Here is a 23,406-nt window from a genome sequence, read left to right as displayed (position 1 = left end):
TGCGAATTTCACGTGGAATCTCGCACACAAGCCGACATTCGGCTCAAGCGCGGACCAGTTCGAACAGCGGGATGGCCCGAGTGGTCTTGGACTGGTATTCGGCGAACACCGGCGCGGCCTCGATGATCTTGGGGTAGGCGGCGTCGCGCTCCGCATCGGGCAACTCGCGGGCGATGACGTCATACGCCTCGGTGCCGACCTCGATGTGCGCCTTCGGGTTGGCCCGCAGATTGTGCACCCACGCCGGGTCTTTCGGCGCCCCCGCGTAGGAGCCGACGATCAGCATCCTGCCGTCGACGTCGAGGTAGGCCAGCGGTGACAGTCGTGGCTGACCCGACTTGGCGCCGGTGGTCTGCAACAGCAGCAGGTTGCCGCCCTCGAACGCACCGCCCACCTTGCCGCCGTTGGCGCGGAATTCTTCTACGACATTCCGGTTGAAGTCATCGAGTGCCGCAGTATCGGTGTGGAACTTCTCTTTGTCGATCTCGGTCATGACGTGACAAGCCTCTCTGGTGGGATGTCTATTCCCGGCTACCGAGATTGCAGTGAGGGACAAACTCCGCGCTGTTCCTGTCCCTGAATACAATCTCGGCGATACACCGGGTCAGCGGGCCGGTTCGGGCGGCTGCGCTGCCTCTTTCGGCTTGGCGTCTATTCCCGATTCCTTGCGCTGCTGCGGGGTGATCGGCGCAGGCGCATCGGTCAGCGGGTCGACGCCGCCGCCCGACTTGGGGAACGCGATGACCTCGCGGATCGAGTCCACGCCGGCCAGCAGTGCCGTGATGCGGTCCCAGCCGAAGGCGATCCCGCCGTGCGGGGGCGCGCCGAAGGCGAAGGCGTCCAAGAGGAATCCGAATTTGTCCTGGGCCTCGTCGTGGTCGATCCCCATCATCGCGAACACCCGCTCCTGGATGTCGCGCCGGTGGATACGGATCGACCCGCCGCCGATCTCGTTGCCGTTACAGACGATGTCGTAGGCGTCGGACAACGCATTGCCCGGATCGGTGTCGAAGGTGTCCTCGGATTCGGGCTTCGGCGCGGTGAACGCGTGGTGCACCGCCGTCCAGGCACCCGAACCGACAGCCACGTCGCCCGAGGCCGTCGCCACATCGGCGGGCTCGAACATCGGGAAGTCCACGACCCAGGTGAACGCCCACGCGGTCGGGTCGATCAAATCGAGGCGCTTGGCGATCTCGATGCGGGTGGCGCCGAGCAGCGCACGCGCCGAGCGGGCCGGGCCCGCCGCGAAGAACACGCAGTCACCGGGCTTGGCGCCGACATGGGCGGCCAGGCCGTCACGCTCGGCATCGGTGAGGTTCTTGGCGACCGGACCGCCCAGCGTGCCGTCCTCTCCGATCAGCACGTAGGCCAACCCCTTGTGGCCGCGCTGCTTGGCGAATTCCTGCCAGCCGTCGAGGGTCCGGCGCGGCTGCGATGCCCCGCCCGTCATCACGACGGCGCCCACGTACGGCGCCTGGAACACGCGGAACGGGGTGTCCTTGAAGTACTCGGTGCACTCGATGAGCTCGACGCCGAACCGCAGGTCGGGCTTGTCCGAACCGAATCGGCGCATTGCCTCGTCATAGCTGATGCGCGGCAGCGGCAGCGGCAGCTCATGGCCCACCAATGCCCACAGTGCGCGCAGCACCTGCTCGGCAATGGCGATGACGTCATCGGCGTCGACGAAGCTGAGCTCCATGTCCAGCTGGGTGAACTCCGGCTGGCGGTCGGCGCGGAAGTCCTCGTCGCGGTAGCAGCGGGCGATCTGGTAGTAGCGCTCCATGCCCGCCACCATCAGCAGCTGCTTGAACAGCTGCGGGCTCTGTGGCAGTGCGTAGAAGGAGCCGGGCTGCAGGCGCGCGGGCACCAGGAAGTCACGCGCTCCCTCGGGCGTCGAGCGGGTCAACGTCGGGGTTTCGATCTCGACGAAGTCATGCTCGGCCAGCACACCGCGGGCAGCCGCATTCACCTTGGAGCGCAACCGGATTGCGTTGCCAGGGCCCTCACGCCGCAGGTCCAGGTACCGGTATTTGAGCCGGGCTTCCTCGCCCGCGGTCTCGTCGAGCTGGAACGGCAGCGGCGCGCTCTCGGCCAGCACGGTCAGAGAGGTGGCGTTCACCTCGATCTTGCCGGTAGGGATCTCGGGGTTCTCGTTGCCCTCGGGACGGGCCTCGACGACGCCGGTGACGGCGACGCAGAATTCGGCGCGCAGCCGGTGGGCGGCGGCGAGCACATCACCTTCGCGGAACACCACCTGCGACACGCCTGATGCGTCGCGCAGATCGATGAAGATGACGCCGCCGTGGTCACGACGACGCGCCACCCATCCCGCCAAGGTGACCGTTTGACCGGCATCCGCGGCCCGCAATGAACCAGCGGCATGACTGCGCAGCACGAAAACTCCTGAATGTTGAGATCAGACGGGTGGTGACGACTGACCAGTCTAGAGGGGGGCGCGTCGTCGGTATCTTGGCGATGTGGATGAGCGCTCGCGCGAAGACCCAGCAGCCCTGAACTCCCCCATCGCGGTCATCGGCCCGGGTGCCATCGGATCCACCCTCGCGGCACTGTTGCATGCGGCCGGCCGGCCGGTACTGCTGTGTGGACGGACCCCACGTGAGGGGATCGAGGTCCGGCCCGACGACAGAGAGCCCATTCGGGTGCCCGGCCCTGTTCACACCGATCCGGCTACGGTCGGCGGCCCGCTCGACGTGGTGTTTCTCGCCGTCAAGGACACCCAGAACGCCCAGGCCGCCGTCTGGCTGGACCGGCTGTGCGACGAGAACACCGTGGTGTGCGCACTGCAGAACGGCGTCGAGCAGGTCGAACGGGTCAGCGCGGCCGGCCGCAACACCGACCAGGCCCACGTGGTGCCCGCGGCGGTGTGGATCTCGGCGGAGCCCCAGCCCGGCGGATGGGTGCGGTTGCGCAGCGAGGCCCGGCTGGTGCTGCCCGACACCCCGGCAGCGGCCACCGTCGCCGATGCGCTGCGCGGCACCGCGATCACCGTGGAACGCGACCCCGATTTCCGCAGCGCGGCCTGGCGCAAGCTGCTGGTCAACGCCGTGGTCGGGTTCATGGTGCTGGCCCACCGCCGCTCGGGCATGTTCCGCCGGGACGACGTGGCCGCGCTGGCGCGACGCTATCTGACCGAATGCCTGGCGGTGGCCCGCGCCGACGGCGCCCGCCTGGGAGACGAAGTGGTCGACGAGATCGTCACGATGCTCGCGTCCTCGCCCGAGGACCTGACCACCTCGATGCTGACCGACCACCAGGCCGGCCGGCCGCTCGAGTGGGACATCCGCAACGGCGTGATCAGCCGTAAGGCGGCCACTCACGGCCTGCCCACCCCGATCAGTGACGTGGTGGTCCCGCTTCTGGCGGCTGCAGGCGACGGGCCGGGCTGAACCGCCAGTAGACACTCTCCCTTAGGGTGTCTACCCATGGCCCGGACCTACCAGTGCGAACGCGTCGAGTTGGACTTCATCGACAACGCGCCGTTCCGCTTCGTCAGCACCGTCGAGCTCGACATCACCCCCGAGCAGCTGTTCGAGGTGCTCAGCGACGAGACCTCCTGGCCGCATTGGGCCACCGTCATCACCAATGTGGAGTGGACCAGCCCCGAACCCCGCGGCGTCGGCACCACCCGCACGGTCACGATGCGCGGGCACATCGTCGGCGACGAGGAATTCCTGGCCTGGGAACCCTTTTCCCACATGGCATTCCGATTCAACACCAGCACCTCCAACGCGATCTCGGCCTTCGCCGAGGACTACCGCGTGGTGGAAACGGCCGAGGGTAGCCACCTCACCTGGGTGATGGCCATGAAACCCAGCGGACTGGCCGGCCGGCTCGGCATGACCGTGGCCCAGCCGGTGATGGCGTGGCTGTTCCAGCGGTTCCTGCACAACCTCCGCCGCTATACCGACGAGCGTTACGGCAAGTAGGCCCGTCAGCCCAACGCCTCCCACACCACGCGCCGCGTCGCGTCCGGATCGGCGACGGTCTCGTCGCGCGTGGACCGGATCACCCGGGTCAGCCGCTGCCCGACGTCGTATTCCGGCCAATCGGCGACCTCGGCCCGGGCGAAATCCAGCCAGGTGCGTTGCATCCGCCTGCCGACCGATGGCTGGACCCGGCGACCCAGCGGATGCAGCTTGCGCCCCAGATACGACCCGTAGCTGTGCTGGATGTGCACGATCTCGCTGCCGTGAGTGGCGCCCAACCCCAACACCTTCAACGTCCACGTGGTGTGGTCGAACCGGTACGCGTGCGTCGGCGCCTGGGAACTGTAGGCATCGGCGAACGCCCACGTCGGCGCACCGAACATGACGTCGGATCCGAACGCGATCAAGGCGCGGCGGCGCGGGAAATCCGGATAGGCCGCCAGTACACGGTCGCGCTCATTCGGGGCATGACGGCGCAGATAGTCCTCCACCCCGGCCAGTGTGGTCGGCAACATCGGCGGTTTGCCCCAGGCGAACATCGACGCCTCGTGACTGTTCGTGCCGATGATCAACGGCACCGCCGACACCGCACCCGTACGTGCCGCCTCGACGGGGTGCAGCGGCAACAGATCGACGCCGTGGGTCAGCCCGTAGGCCAATGTCGGAGTGTGCTGCGCACTCTCGAGCTGCAGCTGGCCCGCGGCGCGGCGCAGCTGACGTTGCGGCAGCACCTTGAGCTGCTCGGCCCCGACGCCGAGCAGCTGCATGAAGCGACGCGATTGACGGGCCCGATCTTCGCGGTCGGCGATCAGCGGCAACGCCGGACTCTGGGCGATGGCCCGGGCGAACAACCCGTCGGCCGCCGGGCTGGCCAACAGGGCCAACACCGATGTGGCACCGGCCGATTCACCGAATACCGTCACCTGCCCGGGGTCGCCGCCGAATGCGGCGATGTTGTCGCGGACCCACTGCAGCGCGGCGATCTGGTCGCGCAAACAGAGGTTGTCGTCGAAACCCTCACCCAGGTCACCGAGTTCGAATCCGCCGAACACGCCGAGCCGATAGGTCACGTTGACGACGACCACGTTGCCGTTGGCCGCCAGCCGCGAACCGTTGTACAGCTGCAACTGGCCGGCGCCGTAGACGAACGCCCCACCGGGGATCCACACCATCACCGGCAGTGATCCGCTCGTGTCCGGGGACCAGACCGTCACGGTCAGGCAAGCCTCGTCACGGACCTTGGGGTCGTCGCGGCCTCCCCCGACGAATGAACGGCCCTGTGGCGGCAACGGGCCGTGCTCGATGGAGTCGCGGACACCGGTCCACGGCACCACGGGCTGCGGCGCCATGAATCGCAGGGCTCCGATGGGCTGCTGGGCGTACTCGACACCCCGCCAAACGCTGACCCCACCTTCGCGGGTGCCGCGTAACCGCCCCAGCGAGGTGTGGGCGATGGTCGAATGTTCCGCAACGACGGACACGTCTGAATCGTAGTGTGAAAAGCTGAACGGGCTGTTGAGCACGCACCTACCGGCGAATGCGATGGAGTGACGGGATGACCTTCAACGAGGGTATGCAGATCGACACGAGTACCACTTCCAGTTCCGGGGGTGGCCGCGGCCCTGGTCGTGGCATCGCGATCGGCGGTGGGCTCGGCGGTTTGCTGGTCGTCGTGCTCGCGATGTTCCTCGGCGTGGACCCGGGCACCGTGCTTCCCCAGCAGCAGGAGATGCCCACCAACGGAGTCGAGGCCGAAGGCTTCGATCTGAGCCAGTGCAAGACCGGCGCCGACGCCAACTCCAAGGTCGAGTGCCGCGTGGTCGCCACCGGTAACTCCGTCGACGGGGTGTGGTCGCAACTGCTCAAGGGATACACGCGTCCGCAGGTCCGGCTGTTCAAGGGTCAGGTCCAGACCGGGTGCGGTCCGGCCACCAGTGACGTGGGGCCGTTCTACTGCCCGGTGGACAAGACGGCGTACTTCGACACCGATTTCTTCCAGGTGCTCGTCGACCAGTTCGGTTCCAGCGGCGGCCCGCTCGCGCAGGAGTATGTGGTGGCCCACGAATTCGGGCATCACGTGCAGGACCTGCTGGGGGTTCTCGGCCGGGCTCAGCGTGACCCCGAGGGCGCCACCGGCGCGGGGGTGCGCACCGAGCTGCAGGCCGACTGCTATGCCGGCGTGTGGGCGCACTACGCATCGATCACCCGACAGGAGGGCACCGACGTGCCGTTCCTGGAACCGTTGAGCGACAAGGACATCACCGACGCGCTGTCGGCGGCCTCCTCGGTAGGCGACGATCGCATCCAGAAGCAGGCCACCGGCCGGGTCAACCCCGAGGCATGGACCCACGGTTCTTCCGAGCAACGCCAGAAGTGGTTCACCGTGGGTTATCAGACCGGTGATCCGAACAAGTGCGATACCTTCGCCGCGAACAACCTTGGCTAGGGCCGCCACAGCCGTCGACACGGCAGCCGAACGCTATCTGGACACCTATGCGCGCCTGGACCCGTGTGCCGCAACGGAACTGGGTATCACCGGTCACGACGACGACATCACCGACTATTCCCCGCACGGAGTGACGGCGCGCGCCGAGGCCGCCAAGGCCACCTTGCGTGAGCTCGACGGGATCGAGCCCGTCGACGAGGTCGACGTGGTCACGGTGGCCGCCCTGCGGGAGCGCCTCGGCGCGATCGTCGACGTGCACGAGGCAGGTCTGGATCTGGGCGAGCTCAACGTCATCGCCTCGCCCCTGCAGACCATGCGCGACGTATTCGACCTGATGCCCAGCGAAACCGAGGAGGACTGGGCACTGATCGCGGCGAGGCTGGCGAAAGTGCCCGAGCGGGCCGCCGGTTACGCCGATGCATTGCGCGAAGCGTCCAGCAAGGACCATGCGCCGGCCCTGCGCCAGGTCACTCGCGGGGTGATCCAGGCCCGCCAGATCGCCGAGCTGTTCACCGAGATGGGTACGGGCGCGGTACCGGGAAACCGGCGACTTCAGCAGGAGTTGCGGCAACACGCCGACGCCGCGGCTGAGGCTTACCGGCAACTGGGCGATGTGCTGCGGGAGGACATCGCCCCGCATGCCCCGCAGTCCGACGCCTGTGGGCGCGACGCCTACGGTCTGATGTCACGGTTGTTCCTGGGCACCTCCGTCGACCTCGACGAGGCCTACGAGTGGGGTCTGGGTTTGCTCGATGCCGTTGTGGCCGAGCAGGAATCGATCGCCCAGCAGCTCTATCCGGGGGCCACGGTGGCCGAGACGCTGCGCCGGCTCGACCAGGAGCCGCGATATGTCATCAGCGGCACCGACGCGCTGCGGGAGTGGATGCAGGAACTGTCCGATCGCGCGGTGGAGTCACTGGCCGGCACCCACTTCGACATCGACGGTCCGCTCCGCACCCTGGAGTGCCGGATCGCGCCGACCCAGACGGGCGGGATCTACTACACCGGACCGTCCGAGGACTGGTCGAGACCGGGACGCATGTGGTGGTCGGTGCCGCCCGGGGTCGAGGAGTTCCACACGTGGCAGGAAACCACCACGGTGTTCCACGAAGGCGTCCCCGGACATCACCTGCAGATCGGCCGCGCCGTGGCGCTGGCCGACAAACTCAACCGGTGGCGGCGACTCGGCTGCTGGGTATCGGGCCACGGTGAGGGCTGGGCGCTGTACGCCGAACGGTTGATGGCCGAGCTGGGATGGCTCGACGATGCCGGCGACCGGATGGGAATGCTTGACGCGCAGCGGTTCCGCGCGGCCCGGGTGGTCATCGACATCGGTGTGCACTGCGGCCTGACCGCGCCCGACGGTGAGGTCTGGGATGCCGAACGAGCGTGGAACTTCCTGACCTCACACTCGGCGATGGCCGAGGAGAACCTGCGCTTCGAGCTGGATCGTTACCTCGGCTGGCCGGGGCAGGCACCGTCGTACGCCATCGGGCAGCGGATCTGGCACGAGCTCCGCGACGAGACCCTGCGCCGAGGATCGACGTTGCGGGAGTTCCACAGCCGCGCACTCGATCTGGGTGGCCTGCCGCTGGATGTGCTCCGATCGGCGTTGACCGCGGATTGACCGGCAGAGAGGCTGGTGCCATGGCATTGGAGCCCGACACCAAGGACTGGACGTGGGTGCTGTCACGGGCCTGTGATGAGTGCGGCTTCGACCCGACGGCAGTGCACCCAAGCGAGGTGGCCGGCCTGATCCGCGATGACGCGGCGTTGTGGATCCCACGCCTGCACGGCCCCGGGGTGTCGGTCAGGACCCGGGCGGACCGCTGGTCGGTCCTGGAGTACGGCTGCCACATCCGGGACGTGCACCGGATCTTCGAACACCGGGTACAGCTGATGCTCACCGAGGACGATCCGCGGTTCCCCAATTGGGATCAGGACGCCACCGCGATCGCCGACGACTACGGATCGCAGGATCCGGGAACCGTTGCCACCGAATTGTTCGAGGCGGCCGGCATCGTCGCCGAAACCTACGACCGCGTGCCGGCCGACGCCTGGTCACGTCGCGGGCTGCGCAGCAACGGCAGCGAGTTCACCATCTCGACCATCGCGATCTACCACCTGCACGACATCGTCCACCACGCGCACGACGTCGCCACCATGTGACGCGGTTCACAGCAGAAGGTTGTCACGGTTCTACCGGTCAGCGGTGTCTGAGAGGGTGACAACCGACGGCAGGGGGGGATCACCTGAACGCGACCGAGGTATTCGCCGAGCAGCGCCCGCTGCTCTTCACGCTGGCGTACGAGATTCTGGGCAGCGCGGCCGACGCCGAAGATGTGGTGCAGGAAAGCTACCTGCGCTGGATCACGGCGGGAGACGTCACGCACCCGCATGCCTATCTCGTCCAAATCGTCACGAGGCAGGCCCTCAATGCCCTGCGCACCGGCAAGCGCCGGCGCGAGCATTACGTGGGCAATTGGTTGCCCGAGCCGATCCGGACTGCCCCAGACGTGAGCGAGGATGCGGTCCTCGCCGAATCGGTGTCGATGGCCATGCTGCTGATCCTGGAGACACTCGGCCCCGACGAACGGGTGGTGTTCATCCTGCACGAGGTGTTCGGCTACAGCCATCCCGAGATTGCCCGCATGGTGGAGAAGTCCGACACCACCGTGCGCCAGATCGCCCATCGCGCACGCGAACACGTGCGTGCCCGGCGACGGCGGTTCATGCCCGAGCCCCAATTGGCGCGTGCCGCGGTCGACAGGTTTCTCATGGCTGCCCACACCGGGGACATCGACGGCCTGATCGCGGTGATGGCCCCCGGGATCGTTGCCGTGTCCGACGGCGGAGGTCACGTGGCCGCCGCGCGGCGTCCGGTCGTCGGCCCACAGCGCGTCGCACCGTTCATGGCAGGGCTGGGCCGGGGCGCCATGGCCGGTTCCGACGTCTCGTTCGGGAGCTACAACTCGATGCCGGCCGTGTTGTTCTGCCGCGCCGGGACACTGGACTCCGTGCTCCTCATCGAGGTGACCGACGGACTGATCACCGCCCTGTACGCGATCCGCAACCCCGAAAAACTGCGCGACGCAGGCTCGATCCGCACCCTGACCCGAAAGAAGGTGGACTGATGCAGACCGTCACCGTCGAACGCACCATCGCTGCCCCGCAGCACCAGGTATTCGACTTCCTGAGCAACGCAGCCAATTTCACGCGCTCGCCTCTGGTGATCCGGCAGCGATTGGCCGAGCCGGGCCGGCAAGCGCCGTATGGAGAAGGAGCGCTTCGCATCCTGCTCTGGGTGATCGGTTGGTTCCGGGAACGCATCACCGCTTACGACGCCCCTCATTCGTTCGACTACACGGTGGAGCGCAGTTTCCCACCGTCGGAACACCGGCACGGCCGGGTGGAATTCGCCGCGGTGGACGGCGGCACCCACGTGGTGTGGACGACGACGTTCCGGGTGAAGTTTCCGCTCATAGGCGGGATGCTGACCAGCTGGGTCGGCCGGCCCATGCTCACCCGCGTGTTCAACGACGTGCTGGATGCGGCCGCGGCGGATCTCGTCAAACGCTGACCAAATTGAACACATCTCGTTAATGTGTTCAAATGCCCCCGGCGGAACACACGGTGCCCGTGTCGCTGCTGAGTGCTGCAACTACCACGTTAAGACGTTATGGCCCAAGGCAGTTCAGCCTCACCGCAGTAGCCGAAGTCGCCGGTGTATCCCGCGGCACCGCCCACAATGCGCTGGGCAGTCGGGACAATGCCATCAAGGTCGCGCTCGATCATCTGTCATCCGGATTCATCGAGTCGATGGCCGCCGCGCTTGACCGGGAAAACACTCTGACCGATCAGGTGGCGGCCGCGGCGGTACTCGTCTGCGCCCATCGCCAGCACTCCGACTCGGTGGCGCCTCGCGGCATCAACGAGAGCATCCTGGTGTTACTGCTGCGCAATACCGGCGACGATCTGATGCGACGCTCGATCGAGCTGTGGAAGCCGCGGGTCCGGGCCGCCCAGAAGCGCGGCGAGGTCGGCGCGGGTGTCGCACCGGCGCGGGCCAGTGAATGGATCGTGCGCCTGCTGTTGAGCTTCGAACTTCTCCCACCCATCGGCGTAAATCTCGACAGTCCGCGTTCGGTGAAACGATTCGTGTCCGACCACATCGTCGTCGGCCTGACCGGAAGGCAGTAATGCGCACGCCCGATTACGAGGTAGCGATCATCGGCGCCGGACCCGGCGGCATATCCGCGGCACATCTCTTGCGTCAGAAGGGCATCCACGACTTCGTCATCATCGAACGCGGAAGCGACTTCGGCGGCACGTGGCGCGACAATCACTACCCCGGCCTGGCCGTCGACATTCCCACCCTGTGGTATCAACTGTCGTTCGCCCCGAACCCGAACTGGACCAGATTCTTCGCACCCGGCCCGGAGATCCAGCGATATCTTCAGGACACCGCGACCAGCCTCGGACTATACGAACGCCTGCGTCCCAACTCGGAGGTCGTCCGCCAGCAGTGGGACGACGATCAGGGCTTGTGGCGACTGCAGATCCGAAACGGCGTGTCGGTGACCGCACGTTTCGTCATCAGTTCGGTCGGCGGGTACGTCAACGCCAAGAACACCGTCGACATCGAAGGCGTCGAAGAGTTCACCGGAACCATCCTGCGCCCGAACGCCTGGGACGACAGCTACGATCCTCGCGGCAAACGCATCGCGGTGATCGGAACGGGATCCTCCGGCGTCCAGATCACCGCCGCGTTGTCCGCCGAAGCGGCCAATCTCGATGTCTACCAACGCACCCCGGCGTGGGTGCTACCCAAGGTCGACTTCGACATCACCCCGCGGATGCGCCGGCTGTTCCGGTTGCCCGGATTCGTCCCGCTCGTCAACGCGGCCGGACGGCTGGCGATGGACATCTTCATGGTCGCGCCCATCGTGCACATCTTCTCCCGACTGCCCGACAAGGTGCTGCACCGGATCATGCCGCTCTACGACGGGTGGTCGCGGCTGCTGTACCGGCTGCTCCTGCGCGCGGTCGTCGAAGATCCGGCGACCCGGCGAAAGTTGGTGCCGCGCTATGGCATCCTGGCCAAACGGCCGGTGATCTCGAGCGCGTTCCTACCGGCGCTGAACAATCCGCATACCAACTTGATCACCACACCGATCCAGCGGATCACCGCGACAGGGATTCGCACCATCGATGGTGTCGACCATCCGGCCGATCTCCTGGTCCTCGCCACCGGCTATGAGCTGTGGATCGACCCGGAGACGTATCGTCCGGACACGGTGCTGGGCGCATGCGGCTTCGACCTGGCGCAGTACTACCGGGCGCACGGACTGCGGAGTTACGCCGGCACGGCCCACCCGCGTCTGCCCAACCGGTGGGAGATCGTCGGCCCGCTCGGCTTCGTCGGCTTCGCCTGGCCGGATTATGTCGAGACCGTCGCCGCGCACGCCGTGCGGATCATCGATGAGACCCGGCACCGCGGCGCTCAGGTCGCCACCGTCAGCCAGGACGCGTTCAACCTGTGGAATGCCCGGATGCGCCGGGACGGCCGCGTCGCGCATCTGTACTACACCGCGGCCTCCGGCCTGAACACCTATTTCGTCAACTCGCAGCACGAAACCCCGTACTACCGGCCGCAGACGATCACCGGATCTCGCCAGTTCGCCCGGCATTCCCCACTGTCCGACTACGAATTCACCACTGTCCGCATCGCGGCATTACCCGAGGAGCAACTCGCATGACCACCCCATTGGCCGGTCGGGTTGCCTACGTCACCGGCGCCGCGCGCGGTCAGGGCCGCTCGCACTGCGTACGGCTGGCCCGCGCCGGCGCGGACATCGTCGCGCTCGACGCCTGCGCACCGGTCGCCGCACACAACGGATACGCTGCCGCCACCCCGGAGGACCTCGCCGAGACGGTGGCATTGGTCGAGGGCGAAGGACGCAAGATCCTGGCCCGTGAGATCGATGTGCGCGATGCCGAAGGCCAACAGCGCCTCGTGGCCGACGCGGTCGAACAGTTCGGCCGCCTCGACATCGTCGTGGCCAATGCCGGCGTGCTCAATTGGGGCCGGTTGTGGGAGATCTCGGCCCAGCAGTGGCAGGACATCCTCGACATCAATCTCACCGGAGTGTTCAACACCGTGCAGGCGGTGGTGCCACCGATGATCGCGGCGGGGAATGGCGGGTCCATCATCGCCGTCAGTTCGGCCGCCGGTATCAAGGCGGTGCCAGGCTGCGGTCACTACTGCGCCAGCAAGTTCGGTGTCGTCGGACTCACCAATTCACTCGCGGTCGAGCTGGGTGAGTTCGGCATCCGGGTCAACTCGATCCACCCGTACGGCACCGACACCCCGATGGGCAACGACCTGTCGATGTATCAGATGTTCGCCGACCATCCGAACTACATCCACAGCTTCTCCCCCGGCGCGCTACCGACGGATTCACTCGCCCCGCCCGACACCATTTCCGACATCGTGGTGTGGCTGGCCGGCGATGCATCCTCGTTGGTGACCGCCGCCCAGATCCCCGCAGACAAGGGCTATTTGAAGATCTGAGCGGCGAGCACCGGACTCACAACCGCGAGTGCGCCGAAATACTCGTGTCGGTGGTGCGCAGCGGACGGATCAGCCCGTCCTGGCTGAACGACGCGATGAGTTCACCTTCTTCTGTGTGCACCGCACCGCGCACAAACGACATGCCCGCCCCGACCTGGGTGCTCTCGTGGCTGTAGAGCAACCAGCCATCCCAGCGGGCCGGCTCATGGAAGCTGACCGTGACCGTCATCGGCGCGGTGGAGACGGTGAGATGCGCCTGAGCGGTACCGATGCCCTCGTGAGCGCGCATGGTCGTCGAAATACCCAGGTGCCCGGTGAAGTACGCGATCAGGGCCTTGGCCAGATCGTCACGGCTCGGGATGGGGTCGTAGTGCAGCCAGGCGTACAACTCGGGCGGGCCGACCTCGTCGGGACTGTTGACGTCCACGACGTCGACCAACCGAAGCTCGCGGCCGATCATCGGCATCGGCGAGAGGTTCGAGTCGGCGGGGCCCGCGACCTCCGGCCGGGGCAGGTGATGACGGATCACATCGCCGGAGGGCACATCGGTGAAGACCGTGATGGTGATGCAGCGCTTGCCGTTCTGCGACGCGGCGACCACCGCGGTGGCCGTCGAGCGGCCCTCACTGATCACATCGATGTCGAGTTCCACCGGCGGCCCGACCATGACCGCGCGGGCGAACACCGCGTGCGCCGAGCGGATCGACTTGTCCGGAAACCGTTTGGCCACCGCCACAATGGCGGCGCCCAGTATCTGGGTCCCTTCGACCACCTGGCGCTCGTCGACACCGGCGATGCCCGTCTGCACGGTGAAGCGGTTCTCCCCCGCGGGTTCCGCATCGAACAGATCGAGCAGCATCTGCAACGTCCACTGCGTGGGTTCCGCCTCTGTGGGTGCCTCAGATTCTGCGGTCATGTCCATCCTCTCTTTCACGCGTTGATCACTGTCTCGGCGAATTCCGAAATAGTTTGCGGTGCCGCGAAATCGGCGAACCACACGTAGAAGCGTTCGACACCCTGAGCCGACAGCCCGGCGAAATGGGCAACGAGTTCCGCGGCGTCGCCGCATACCAATCCGTCTCCGAGGTGCCCGAACAGCCGGGTGCTGCGTTCGGTCACCGCCGAGCGGTCAGCACCGCGGCCCACGAAGCCCACCATCTGTTGCAGGGAGACCCGCACCGAGCCCACTGTCGGCAGCAATGCCGGCAGTCGATCGAGCTGATGTGACGGAACGTTCCACCAATCGGCATGGGCACGCACCAGTTCCATCATGCGCTTCCCGGTTCCACCGAGTACCAACGGAATTGGATGGGCAGGCCGCGGGGTTTGGACTCGTTCGTCGTCGCCGTCCCAATACTGCTGCAGCCGCACCAGATTCTCACCGAGCCTGCGTACCCGCGCCGCGGCATCACCGGTCTCGATACCGAACCGCTCGAACTCCTGCGGCCACGAACCCGATCCCAGCCCGAGCTCGAACCGGCCACCGCTGGCCGCCGACAATGTGACGGCCTGCTTGGCCAGCAGTGCCGGATGCCGGAACGCGTCGCACAGCACCAGATGACCGATCCGCAGCCGCTCGGTGCGGGCCGCCACCCAGGTGGCGACAGTCATTGCCTCCCAGATGCTTTGGTTCGTCGCGCCAGGCGCTTCCAGATGATCGATGAACGCGATGCCGTCGAATCCACTGGCCTCGGCCATGCGCGCCCGCTCGACGACATCGTCGACGCCCAGCCGCACCTGCGGCAAGAACAAAAACCACTCACTCAATCGCAACCTGCCTACGGCTTCTACAAAAACGGTAACGTCATTCTCGCAAGTGCAGCATGACGGAGGTGATGGCGCAATGGCTAGGCCGGCCGAACGAACATCCGAAGGTGCGCGCGCCGAGGCCCACGCGGATCGGGCCCGCCGGTTCATGAAATCCGCACTCGCCATCCTGGGCGAGACCGGTCGTACCGACTTCACCGTGCTCGAGGTCGTGGAACGCTCCAAGACCTCATTGAGATCCTTCTACCAGCACTTTTCCACCAAGGATGAGCTGCTACTGGCCCTCATCGACAAGATCATGGCGGAGTCCACGCAGCGCTGGCGCTCCGATACCGATGGGCTGACCGGGCCCGAGGCACTGCGGGCGCTCATCGAGCGGATCACCATGCCGGCCTCATCGAGCACGCAGGACAGCATCAACCGCGGGTTGACCTTCTACAACGACCATCTCGCCGAGTCCCTACCCCGTGAATACGCCCGAGTGCTGACACCGTTGCACCAGCTCATCGGTGACATCATGCGGCGCGGAATGGACTCGGGGGCGTTCCGCTCCGACGTCGACATCCAGAGCACCGCTGCCCTGATCATGCAGTCGGTGCTGGGCGCGATGCGCCTACGTTCACTGGGCGTGGAACTCAACGGCGCACCGATCGACGGCGAGCACATCTACCAGTTCTGCCTGCGCAGCCTGCTGGCGTCCGATTCCCCGGCCTGACCTGCGCCTTCACCCTGTTTTGAGCGATCGCCCGAATGGGCTCGTCCACGCGGGCAATCGCGTGGTAACGTCATTACCAGTTTCGGAAACCACACTCTTCCAGGAGGCGAACATGCCGTCACGCGAGCTTCCCTATCCGGTGTTCGATGCCGACAACCACTTCTATGAGCCCAAAGAAGCGCTCACCAAGTTCCTGCCCGATAACCGCAAGGGCGTCATCGACTACATCGATGTCCGCGGTCGCACGAAGATCGTGGTGCGCAACCACATCAGCGACTACATCCCGAACCCGACGTTCGAGGTCGTCGCCCGGCCAGGCGCCCAGGAGGAGTACTTCCGCCACGGAAGCGGCGGCAAGAGCTACCGCGAGGTGATGGGCAAGCCGATGAAGGCCATCCCCGCCTTCCGCAATCCCGAAGCGCGCCTAGAGGTTCTGGACAGCCTCGGCCTGGACTACACGATCATGTTCCCGACGCTGGCCAGCCTGGTCGAGGAGCGCCTCAAGGACGATCCGGACCTGATCCTCGACATCATCCACGCGCTCAACGAGTGGATGTACGAGACGTGGCAGTTCAACTATTCCGACCGCATCTTCTCCACGCCGGTCATCAATCTGGGTGTCGTCGACCGGGCCCTGGAAGAACTCGAATGGTGCCTGGAACGCGGCGCGAAGACCGTGTTGGTCCGCCCCGCCCCGGTACCCGGTTACCGCGGCACCCGTTCGCTGGGATTCCCCGAGTTCGATCCGTTCTGGGACGCCTGCGTCAAGGCCGGCATCCCGGTGTGCATGCACGCCTCCGACAGCGGCTACGCGCAGTACCTCAACGATTGGGAACCGGCCGACGAGTTCCTGCCGTTCAAGCCGACGTCGTTCCGGATGGTCGCGATGGGCAAGCGGCCGATCGAGGACACCATGGCCGCCCTGGTCTGTCACGGCGCGCTGACCCGCAACCCGGATCTGCGCATCCTGTCGGTGGAGAACGGCGCCTCGTGGGTGCCATACCTCTTCTACCAGTTCAAGGACGTCTACTCGAAGATGCCCAACGAGTTCCCGGAAGATCCGATCGAGGCGTTCAAGCGCGGCGTGTACGTGGCCCCGTTCTGGGAGGACGACTTCAAGCAGATGGCCGACCTCTGCGGTATCGATCGCATCATCTTCGGTTCCGACTGGCCCCACCCCGAGGGACTCGCCGATCCGATCAACCTGGTCGACGACCTGCAGGCGCATGGCCTGGACGACGAAGGCGTGCGAAAGGTGATGGGCGGCAACCTGGTCGACCTGTTCAAGGTCGAGAACAAGAAGGTGTACCGGCCCGATGTTCCTGCGCTCGTCCTGAACTGATCTAGTCCTCCTCACAACATGAGAAGCTGAGCCGACTCCATGACCGATGTGGCAAATCCCGAACAGATGCTGTTCACCTCCACCGCGCAGGCCTTCCTGGAAAAAGAAGTGCCGCTGAGCCGGGTGCGTCAGTTGCATGCCGACGGCATCGCATTCGACACCGGGTGGTGGTCTCGCGCAGCGGAATTGGGTTGGGCCAGCCTGCTGGTACCCGAGGAACTGGGTGGTGGCAGCCCGTCAGGTGACGGCGTGACCGACCTCGCCCTGCTCGCCGAACAAGCGGGCCGGACGGTGGCTCCCGGTCCGTTGCACCCGGTAAGCACGGTGTTGGCCGGGCTGGTGGAAGCACCCGGCGGCCACGAGGAATTGATCGAATCGCTGGTGTCCGGTGAGGCAGTGGCGTCCTGGGCGGCCTATGAGCCCAACCGTCCGTTCGGAGCGTTGCAGTCCCCCACCGGTGTGGCCACCACAGCCACCCGCACCGGATCCGGCTATCGGATCGACGGTGTCAAGGACCGCGTCGAAGCCGGCGACCAGAGCGACACGGTATTGGTGGTTGCCGTCTGTGACGGCGAGATCCGTCAGTTCGTGGTGCCCACCGACGCACCCGGCGTGACGGTCACTCCCCAGAATTCGGTGGATCTGGTAAAGCGCTACGCCCGTTTGGTGTTCGACGGTGTCGAGGTCGGCGAATCCGCCGCGGTGGGTACCGCCGAGCAGACACCGGACATCATCGAACGGCAGCGCCAGGTGGCCCTGCTGCTGCAGTGCGCAGAAATCGTCGGAATCCTCGACGCGGTGCTCACGATGACCAATCAGTGGCTGGCCGATCGGCACAGTTTCGGCCGCCCGCTGGCCTCGTACCAGGCCCTCAAGCATCGCGCCGCCGACATGAAGATGTGGTTCGAAGCTGCGCGGGGCACCACCGCCGGCGCCGTCGCCGCGGTGGCCGAACGTTCACCGGAGGCGCCGAAGCTCGTCAGCGTCGCGAAAGCCTATGTGGCCGAGCGTGCTCCGGTGATGCTGCAGGACTGCGTGCAGCTCCACGGCGGCATCGGCGTGACATGGGAACACGACCTGCATCTGTATCTCCGGAGAGTCGCCCTGTACCGGGCGTTCTACGGCTCACCCGAGGACCACCACCGCGCGGTGTATGCACTGAGCCGCAAGACCCGCGCAGCTGAGGAGATTGGGGCATGACCGACACCGTGAGCACCACCGCGACCACAGAGTCTGTCGAAGAGTTCGCCCTGCGCGCCCGGACCTGGCTGGCCGAGAACATGCCACCCATCGACCCTGAGAATCCACCCTTTTCGGTGCGCGCGGAGACCGAATCCTGGGAACGCGCGAAGGAACTGCAGAAGCGACTGTACGAAGGTGGATTCGCGGGCATCTGCTTCCCGCGCGAGTACGGCGGTCTCGGCCTGGACTATGCGTATCAGAAGGCATTCAACGACGAGTGCCTGAACTACGAGATGCCGCTGATCCTCAACACTCCGTCGTTCACCATCTGCGGCGCGACGATCCTCGACATGGGCAGCGAAGATCAGAAGCGCCAACGCATTTCGGCGGCCATCCGAGGCGACGAGGTCCTCTGCCAGCTGCTCTCCGAGCCCAGCGGCGGTTCGGATCTGGCCGGCGTCATCACCCGCGCCGAACTCAAGGGCGACACGTGGATCATCAACGGCGCCAAGACGTGGAGCACCAGCGCGTTCGCCGCCGACTACGGGCTGATGCTCGCCCGCACCGATTGGAGCGTGCCGAAACACGAAGGCCTCACCATGTTCCTGGTGCCGCTCGACGCGCCAGGTATCACGATGCGCCGCATCACCGAGGTCAACGGCAACGAAGAGTTCTGCGAGGAGTTCTTCGACAACCTGGAGCTTCCCGCCGACGCCGTGGTCGGTGAGGTCAACGACGGCTGGACGGTCGCCTCACGCCAGTTGCACCACGAACGCCGGGCAGTCGGTGGCGGATCCGAGTTCGCCAGCGGAACGGGGGCCGAGAACGCGAACGAGATGCCGCCCGATCACGTCGGCCTGGCCGAGGCCACGGGGCAGGGAGACGACGCCAGGGTGCAGGACCTGGCGGGCCGTGCCCTGGTGCGACGCATCGTCAAGAAGCAGCTCATCGACCACGTCGGCAGCGCCATCGCGAACGGCTCGCTGCCACCGAATGCGGGCACCTTGATCCGGCTCTTCCACGCCGAGACCACCGAACTCGAGGTGGACACCGCGCTGGCCATCGCCGGCACGGCCGGGGTTGTCGACGAGGGCACCGATGATGTCCCCGGCCTCCTCGACATCGGGGTGCGCTACTTGTCCCGCCAGACCGGGTCATTGGGCGGCGGCAGCTCGGAGATGGCCCGCAACGTGATCGGCGAGCGGATCCTGGGCTTCCCCCGCGAACACTCGGCCGACCGCGGTGTGCCGTTCAATCAGGTCAAGCGCAACAAGACCTGACGTGTCGGGGCTCAGCCGTCAGAACAGCGTCGGCTGCGCGGCCGCCGGCTCCTGCGCGATCGGTGAAGCCGGCACCGGCATCATCCGCGCCGTCCGCGCCAGACCGTGACGGGCAACCATCGGAGCGACGCGCGCCCGCAGCATGTCGCGGTACTCCGCGGGCAGGTATGCCCCACGCCGATACAACCGCTGGTATTCGCCCACCAGGTCAGGGCGTGAGCGTCCCAGCCAGTCCATGAACCAGCCACGCGTGGATCCCCGCAGATGCAGCCCGAAGACGGTGACTCCGCTCGCGCCGGCCGCGGCGATCCGGCCTAGCAGCGCATCGAGATGCTCGACGGAATCGGTCAGGTGCGGCAAGACCGGGGCGACCATGACATGACACTGCAGGCCCGCGTCGCGGATCGCCGAGATCAGGGCGAGGCGCGCTTGCGGCGACGGGGTCCCCGGTTCGACATCGCCGTGCAGAGCATCGTCACCGACCGCCAAGGACACCGCCACATTCACCGGCACCCGGTGGGACGCGTCGACGATCAGTCCGAGATCTCGACGCAGCAACGTGCCCTTGGTGAGGATCGAAAACGGAGTTCCTGAATCTGCCAGCGCAGCAAGGATTCCCGGCATCAGCGCGTAGCGGCCTTCGGCACGCTGATACGGATCGGTATTGGTGCCGAGCGCCACCGTCTCGCGCGTCCAGGACCGGCGACGCAGCTCGCGGGCCAGCACCTCGGCGACATTGGTCTTGACGACCACCTGAGTGTCGAAGTCCGTGCCGTGGTCGAAGTCGAGGTACTCGTGGGTCGGACGGGCAAAGCAGTATCGGCAGGCGTGGCTGCAACCCCGATAGCCGTTGACGGTGAACCGAAAAGGCAGCATCGAGGCCGCCGGCACCTTGTTCAGCGCCGACTTGCACAGCACCTCGTGGAACGTGATGCCCTCGAATTGCGGTGTGCGCACGCTGCGGACGAAGCCGAGCCGTTGCAGACCGGGCAGTGCCCCGTCGTCGACATCGATACCCTGACCATCCCAGCGCACATCACCATCGAACGCTTGTTCGATGGTGATGTCAAGGTAATTCCACCCGTGTCGAACTCGGGAACCAGAGCGGAACAACCCCCGCCCCAGCCGGGTTGCCAGCAGTGGGCCGGCGAGCGACCGGCCACCGTGCACATCCCGGCAACTCGCGATTGGACTTGTACCACAATGACATTCACACAACCGCAACCCGGCCCGGTCGTGTTCGGCCGGGCCGGCGCGACGTTGAGCCATCAGGTCCGCCCCGGCACCGGAACTCCCCTGGTGCTCGTCCCGGGAGTCATGGCCGACGCGGCGACGTGGCAGCCGGTGACCGCCGCCATCGAGCTACCCAACCCGGTGATCACCCTCAACCGCCGTGGCCGGGCTCCCAGTGGCGCCGTGGGCGCCGGCTATGCAGTGGGCGTCGAGATCGCCGATCTGCGCCACGTCCTCGACAAGCTCGGCCATGCCCACCTGTTCGGGTGGAGCTACGGAGCGCTCATCGCCCTGGAAGCCGCGCTGGACACCACCCAGGTGCGGTCGGTGACCGCCTACGAGCCGGTCAGCCGCCCCTTCGCCCCGGATGTCGTCCCCCAGCTCCGCCGCGCCATCGCCGCCGGGGACCTCGATCAGGCGGTCACGCTGATCAACACGGAGGTCTCCGGATTCTCGGCCGACTACGTCTCCGAACTACGACGCAGCCCGGCTTGGCGGGTCCTCCGGCCGCTCGCCGCCCCATTGGCCGACGAACTGGGCGCGATCAATTCGCACCGACCGGCCTTCGGCAGCTATCGACACCTCGACATCCCGGTGACACTGCTTCTCGGGGCCCTGAACGAGAACCGAGCGCCGTACGGTACCGCCTTTGCCCCGTTCGCGGCGGCGCTACCTCAGGCGAATCTCGTGCGGCTGCCGGGGCAAGGCCACCTGGCGCACGTCGAAGCACCGGCAGCTCTGGCGCGCGCGATCACGGCTGCAGTACGGGAAGCCGAGGCCGGCAGCTGAGACTGGTGCACCGATGCCGCGGTTTCGGGTACGGCATCGGTGCGCGCCATGGGCGCGTGCCCAGTCAATCGCACTTCGGACCGGAAGCGGAACCGCCCGTCGTGCACATGACTATCGAACAACAGTTCGAGTGCGCCGTCAAGGCTGATCCCAGTGCGTGGGAACGTCGCGGTTGGCCGCTCGCTACCACTGACCGAGCTGGCAGCGCGGGCTGTAGGGATGGTCGTTCTGGACCGCGATCTGACCGTCGACGGCGATCTCGCAGTGCGCGTTGGGCTGGGCCTGGCCCCCGTGGGTCGTGCTCGCGACAGTGAAGATCGCCCACTGCGGGTCGGCAAGCGTGGTCTCGAAGACCCAGGGCGCGTCGGGACCGACGTTCACCGTCGCCTTCTGCAGGTACTTGTACGCGTCTGCGTTGTAGGCGTCTTTGCTCGCAGGCTGCGTCGTCAGGTAATAGAGATCGAATTCGTAAGGCGCGCCGGATGTGAGCGTGTACTTCACCTGATGGCCTTGGGCCGCCGGTTCCGCATACGACGTTGCGTTGGAGACCGCCATACCCGCAGCCGCCAGAACCAGCGCTGCACCGACCGTGGTTGTCGCTTTTCGCATGTTCCTCATATCCGTCATATCCCAGCAGGCTACCGCCTTGTTACAGGTGCGACTAACGGGTCTGATGACACCCCGTCAACGGCAAACCAACTCGGTCTAGCTTGAGGTTAATTTGTTTGTCACACACAGACATTTCCCAGTAACAGCGGCGTTCTAACGTCCCGACTCGACACCTGCACTCCGGTGTCAACCTCTTGCACGCTGCGGACCGCGATCGGCCGAGAAGCGCTGCCATTCAAGGGAAAGGTCGCCAATGCGAGTTCCAGGACGTGTCCCGTTGCGCCGGTCAACGTTAGCCGCAGGGAGTTTGATCGCGATAGCGAGCCTGCTACTGGCCGGTTGCGGCAGTCGAGCGAGCGATACCGACACAGCAAACGCAACCTCCTGCGTGGACACCTCCGGCCCGAAGATCAAGGTCGGATCCTTGAACTCCCTGTCGGGCACGATGGCCATTTCCGAGGTGACGGTGCGCGATGCGATCAAGCTCGCGGTCGATCAGATCAACGCCAAGGGCGGCGTCCTGGGCAAACAGATCGAGCTGATAGGCGAAGACGGGGCCTCCGAGCCAACGGTGTTCGCCGAGAAGGCCGAGAAGCTGATCAGCAGCGATTGTGTCGCAGCGGTGTTCGGGGGTTGGACCTCCTCGAGCCGCAAGGCCATGCTGCCGGTCTTCGAGAGCGCCAACGCACTGCTGTACTACCCGGTGCAGTACGAGGGCCTGGAGTCGAGCAAGAACATCTTCTACACCGGCGCCACCACCAATCAGCAGATCGTGCCCGCGCTGGACTACCTCAAGGAAAAGGGCGTCAAGTCGCTCTACCTGGTGGGCAGTGACTACGTGTTCCCGCAGACCGCCAACCGCATCATCAAGGCCTACGCAGCGGCCAACGGCATCGAGATCAAGGGCGAGGACTACACCCCGCTGGGCTCGACGGACTTCTCCACCATCGTCAACAAGGTCCGCTCCGCCAATGCCGACGCCGTGTTCAACACGCTCAACGGCGACTCCAATGTCGCGTTCTTCCGTGAGTACAAGAACGTGGGCCTGACGCCCCAGGAGATGCCGGTGGTCTCGGTGTCCATCGCCGAGGAAGAGGTCGGCGGTATCGGCGTGCAGAACGTCACCGGCCAGTTGACCGCGTGGAACTACTACCAAACCATCGACACCCCGGTGAACAACGCCTTCGTCAAGGCGTACAAGGACTTTGTCAAGGATCCGAAGAAGCCGACATCGGATCCGATGGAGGCCGCTTATGTCTCCGTCTACCTGTGGAAGAACACCGTCGAGAAGGCCAGGTCGTTCGACGTCGCGGCCATTCAGGACAACGCAGGCGGCGTCAGCTTCGACGCGCCGGAGGGCAAAGTGACCATCAATGGCGAGAACCACCACATCACCAAGACCGCTCGCATCGGCGAGATCCGCCCCGATGGCCTGATCTACACGATCTGGGAGTCGAAGGGCCCGATCGATCCCGACCCGTACCTGAAGTCCTATCCATGGGCTGCGGGGCTGTCCGGCTAG

General features: G+C 66.0%; 23 protein-coding genes. 16 read left to right on the top strand and 7 right to left on the bottom strand.

Going from position 1 to position 23,406, the window contains the following annotated elements:
- Positions 1-43: 43 nt before the first annotated feature.
- Both H977_RS0108510 and aspS read right to left on the bottom strand, forming a co-directional pair.
- On the bottom strand, positions 44-493 hold the full coding sequence (locus H977_RS0108510) for a nitroreductase family deazaflavin-dependent oxidoreductase (RefSeq protein ID WP_029107458.1): 450 nt from the start codon (positions 491-493) through the stop codon (positions 44-46).
- Positions 494-604: 111 nt separating this feature from the next.
- Entirely contained in the window at positions 605-2,395 is a 1,791-nt protein-coding gene (aspS, locus tag H977_RS0108505; protein WP_029107457.1) for an aspartate--tRNA ligase, read from the bottom strand.
- Between the two features lie 115 nt (positions 2,396-2,510).
- Here aspS and H977_RS0108500 point away from each other — a divergent pair, with 115 nt between their 5' ends.
- Together H977_RS0108500 and H977_RS0108495 are read left to right on the top strand one after the other, a co-directional pair.
- On the top strand, positions 2,511-3,407 hold the full coding sequence (locus tag H977_RS0108500; RefSeq protein ID WP_029107456.1) for an oxidoreductase: 897 nt from the start codon (positions 2,511-2,513) through the stop codon (positions 3,405-3,407).
- 36 nt (positions 3,408-3,443) lie between these two features.
- Positions 3,444-3,947, top strand: coding sequence for an SRPBCC family protein (locus H977_RS0108495; protein ID WP_029107455.1), 504 nt, complete (start codon positions 3,444-3,446; stop codon positions 3,945-3,947).
- Between the two features lie 5 nt (positions 3,948-3,952).
- Here H977_RS0108495 and H977_RS0108490 read toward each other — a convergent pair whose 3' ends face one another.
- The gene (locus tag H977_RS0108490; protein ID WP_029107454.1) at positions 3,953-5,428 is read right to left on the bottom strand and encodes a carboxylesterase/lipase family protein; all 1,476 of its coding nucleotides are present in this window, start codon (positions 5,426-5,428) and stop codon (positions 3,953-3,955) included.
- Between the two features lie 74 nt (positions 5,429-5,502).
- On the opposite strand from H977_RS0108490, the gene ypfJ reads away from it, so the two are divergent.
- The 8 genes from ypfJ to H977_RS0108450 all read left to right on the top strand — a co-directional run bounded on the left by ypfJ (position 5,503) and on the right by H977_RS0108450 (position 12,967).
- On the top strand, positions 5,503-6,393 hold the full coding sequence (ypfJ, locus tag H977_RS0108485) for a KPN_02809 family neutral zinc metallopeptidase (protein WP_029107453.1): 891 nt from the start codon (positions 5,503-5,505) through the stop codon (positions 6,391-6,393).
- On the top strand, positions 6,386-8,020 hold the full coding sequence (locus tag H977_RS0108480; protein ID WP_029107452.1) for a DUF885 domain-containing protein: 1,635 nt from the start codon (positions 6,386-6,388) through the stop codon (positions 8,018-8,020). Before ypfJ ends, H977_RS0108480 begins: the two co-directional genes overlap by 8 nt.
- Positions 8,021-8,040: 20 nt before the next feature.
- Positions 8,041-8,562, top strand: coding sequence for a DinB family protein (locus H977_RS0108475; protein WP_029107451.1), 522 nt, complete (start codon positions 8,041-8,043; stop codon positions 8,560-8,562).
- Between the two features lie 83 nt (positions 8,563-8,645).
- Positions 8,646-9,527, top strand: a complete 882-nt coding sequence (gene sigJ / locus H977_RS0108470; protein WP_029107450.1) for an RNA polymerase sigma factor SigJ — start codon at positions 8,646-8,648, stop codon at positions 9,525-9,527.
- Positions 9,527-9,973: an SRPBCC family protein gene (locus tag H977_RS0108465; protein ID WP_029107449.1), complete on the top strand. Its 447-nt coding sequence runs from the start codon at positions 9,527-9,529 to the stop codon at positions 9,971-9,973. Before sigJ ends, H977_RS0108465 begins: the two co-directional genes overlap by 1 nt.
- 32 nt (positions 9,974-10,005) lie before the next feature.
- Complete coding sequence (locus H977_RS0108460; RefSeq protein WP_029107448.1) at positions 10,006-10,593, top strand: TetR/AcrR family transcriptional regulator; 588 nt, start codon at positions 10,006-10,008, stop codon at positions 10,591-10,593.
- Positions 10,593-12,152, top strand: coding sequence for a flavin-containing monooxygenase (locus tag H977_RS0108455; protein ID WP_029107447.1), 1,560 nt, complete (start codon positions 10,593-10,595; stop codon positions 12,150-12,152). Before H977_RS0108460 ends, H977_RS0108455 begins: the two co-directional genes overlap by 1 nt.
- Positions 12,149-12,967, top strand: a complete 819-nt coding sequence (locus tag H977_RS0108450) for a mycofactocin-coupled SDR family oxidoreductase (protein WP_029107446.1) — start codon at positions 12,149-12,151, stop codon at positions 12,965-12,967. Before H977_RS0108455 ends, H977_RS0108450 begins: the two co-directional genes overlap by 4 nt.
- Before the next feature lie 16 nt (positions 12,968-12,983).
- On the opposite strand, the gene H977_RS0108445 is transcribed toward H977_RS0108450, so the two are convergent.
- Positions 12,984-13,883: an acyl-CoA thioesterase gene (locus H977_RS0108445; RefSeq protein WP_029107445.1), complete on the bottom strand. Its 900-nt coding sequence runs from the start codon at positions 13,881-13,883 to the stop codon at positions 12,984-12,986.
- A 14-nt stretch (positions 13,884-13,897) separates the two neighbouring features.
- On the bottom strand, positions 13,898-14,734 hold the full coding sequence (locus H977_RS0108440; RefSeq protein ID WP_029107444.1) for an LLM class flavin-dependent oxidoreductase: 837 nt from the start codon (positions 14,732-14,734) through the stop codon (positions 13,898-13,900).
- Positions 14,735-14,810: 76 nt separating this feature from the next.
- Between H977_RS0108440 and H977_RS0108435 the strand changes: the two genes are divergently transcribed.
- From H977_RS0108435 to H977_RS0108420, 4 genes are all read left to right on the top strand, one after another.
- Complete coding sequence (locus tag H977_RS0108435; protein WP_029107443.1) at positions 14,811-15,449, top strand: TetR/AcrR family transcriptional regulator; 639 nt, start codon at positions 14,811-14,813, stop codon at positions 15,447-15,449.
- A 112-nt stretch (positions 15,450-15,561) separates the two neighbouring features.
- Positions 15,562-16,791 (top strand): amidohydrolase family protein, encoded by a 1,230-nt coding sequence (locus tag H977_RS0108430; protein WP_029107442.1) that lies wholly within the window; start codon positions 15,562-15,564, stop codon positions 16,789-16,791.
- A gap of 39 nt (positions 16,792-16,830) precedes the next feature.
- Positions 16,831-17,991, top strand: a complete 1,161-nt coding sequence (locus H977_RS0108425; protein ID WP_029107441.1) for an acyl-CoA dehydrogenase family protein — start codon at positions 16,831-16,833, stop codon at positions 17,989-17,991.
- Positions 17,988-19,253 carry an acyl-CoA dehydrogenase family protein gene (locus H977_RS0108420; RefSeq protein WP_029107440.1) on the top strand — a complete coding sequence of 422 codons (1,266 nt, stop codon included), beginning with the start codon at positions 17,988-17,990 and terminating at the stop codon, positions 19,251-19,253. The genes H977_RS0108425 and H977_RS0108420 overlap by 4 nt, the downstream gene beginning before the upstream one ends.
- Positions 19,254-19,271: 18 nt before the next feature.
- On the opposite strand, the gene H977_RS0108415 is transcribed toward H977_RS0108420, so the two are convergent.
- Positions 19,272-20,288, bottom strand: a complete 1,017-nt coding sequence (locus H977_RS0108415) for an Rv2578c family radical SAM protein (protein ID WP_029107439.1) — start codon at positions 20,286-20,288, stop codon at positions 19,272-19,274.
- A gap of 168 nt (positions 20,289-20,456) precedes the next feature.
- Here H977_RS0108415 and H977_RS0108410 point away from each other — a divergent pair, with 168 nt between their 5' ends.
- Positions 20,457-21,275 (top strand): alpha/beta fold hydrolase, encoded by an 819-nt coding sequence (locus H977_RS0108410; RefSeq protein WP_029107438.1) that lies wholly within the window; start codon positions 20,457-20,459, stop codon positions 21,273-21,275.
- Between the two features lie 183 nt (positions 21,276-21,458).
- Here the strand turns inward: H977_RS0108410 and H977_RS0108405 are convergent, their stop codons facing one another.
- Entirely contained in the window at positions 21,459-21,884 is a 426-nt protein-coding gene (locus H977_RS0108405) for an Rv2576c family protein (RefSeq protein ID WP_231395909.1), read from the bottom strand.
- 253 nt (positions 21,885-22,137) lie between these two features.
- On the opposite strand from H977_RS0108405, the gene urtA reads away from it, so the two are divergent.
- Entirely contained in the window at positions 22,138-23,406 is a 1,269-nt protein-coding gene (gene urtA, locus H977_RS0108400; RefSeq protein WP_029107436.1) for an urea ABC transporter substrate-binding protein, read from the top strand.

This window comes from Mycobacterium sp. URHD0025 (assembly GCF_000426065.1).
In the GTDB taxonomy this organism is placed as follows: Bacteria; Actinomycetota; Actinomycetes; order Mycobacteriales; family Mycobacteriaceae; genus Mycobacterium.
The sequence above is the reverse complement of the archived record's forward strand: the minus strand, read 5'-3'. Positions and strand labels throughout refer to the sequence as shown.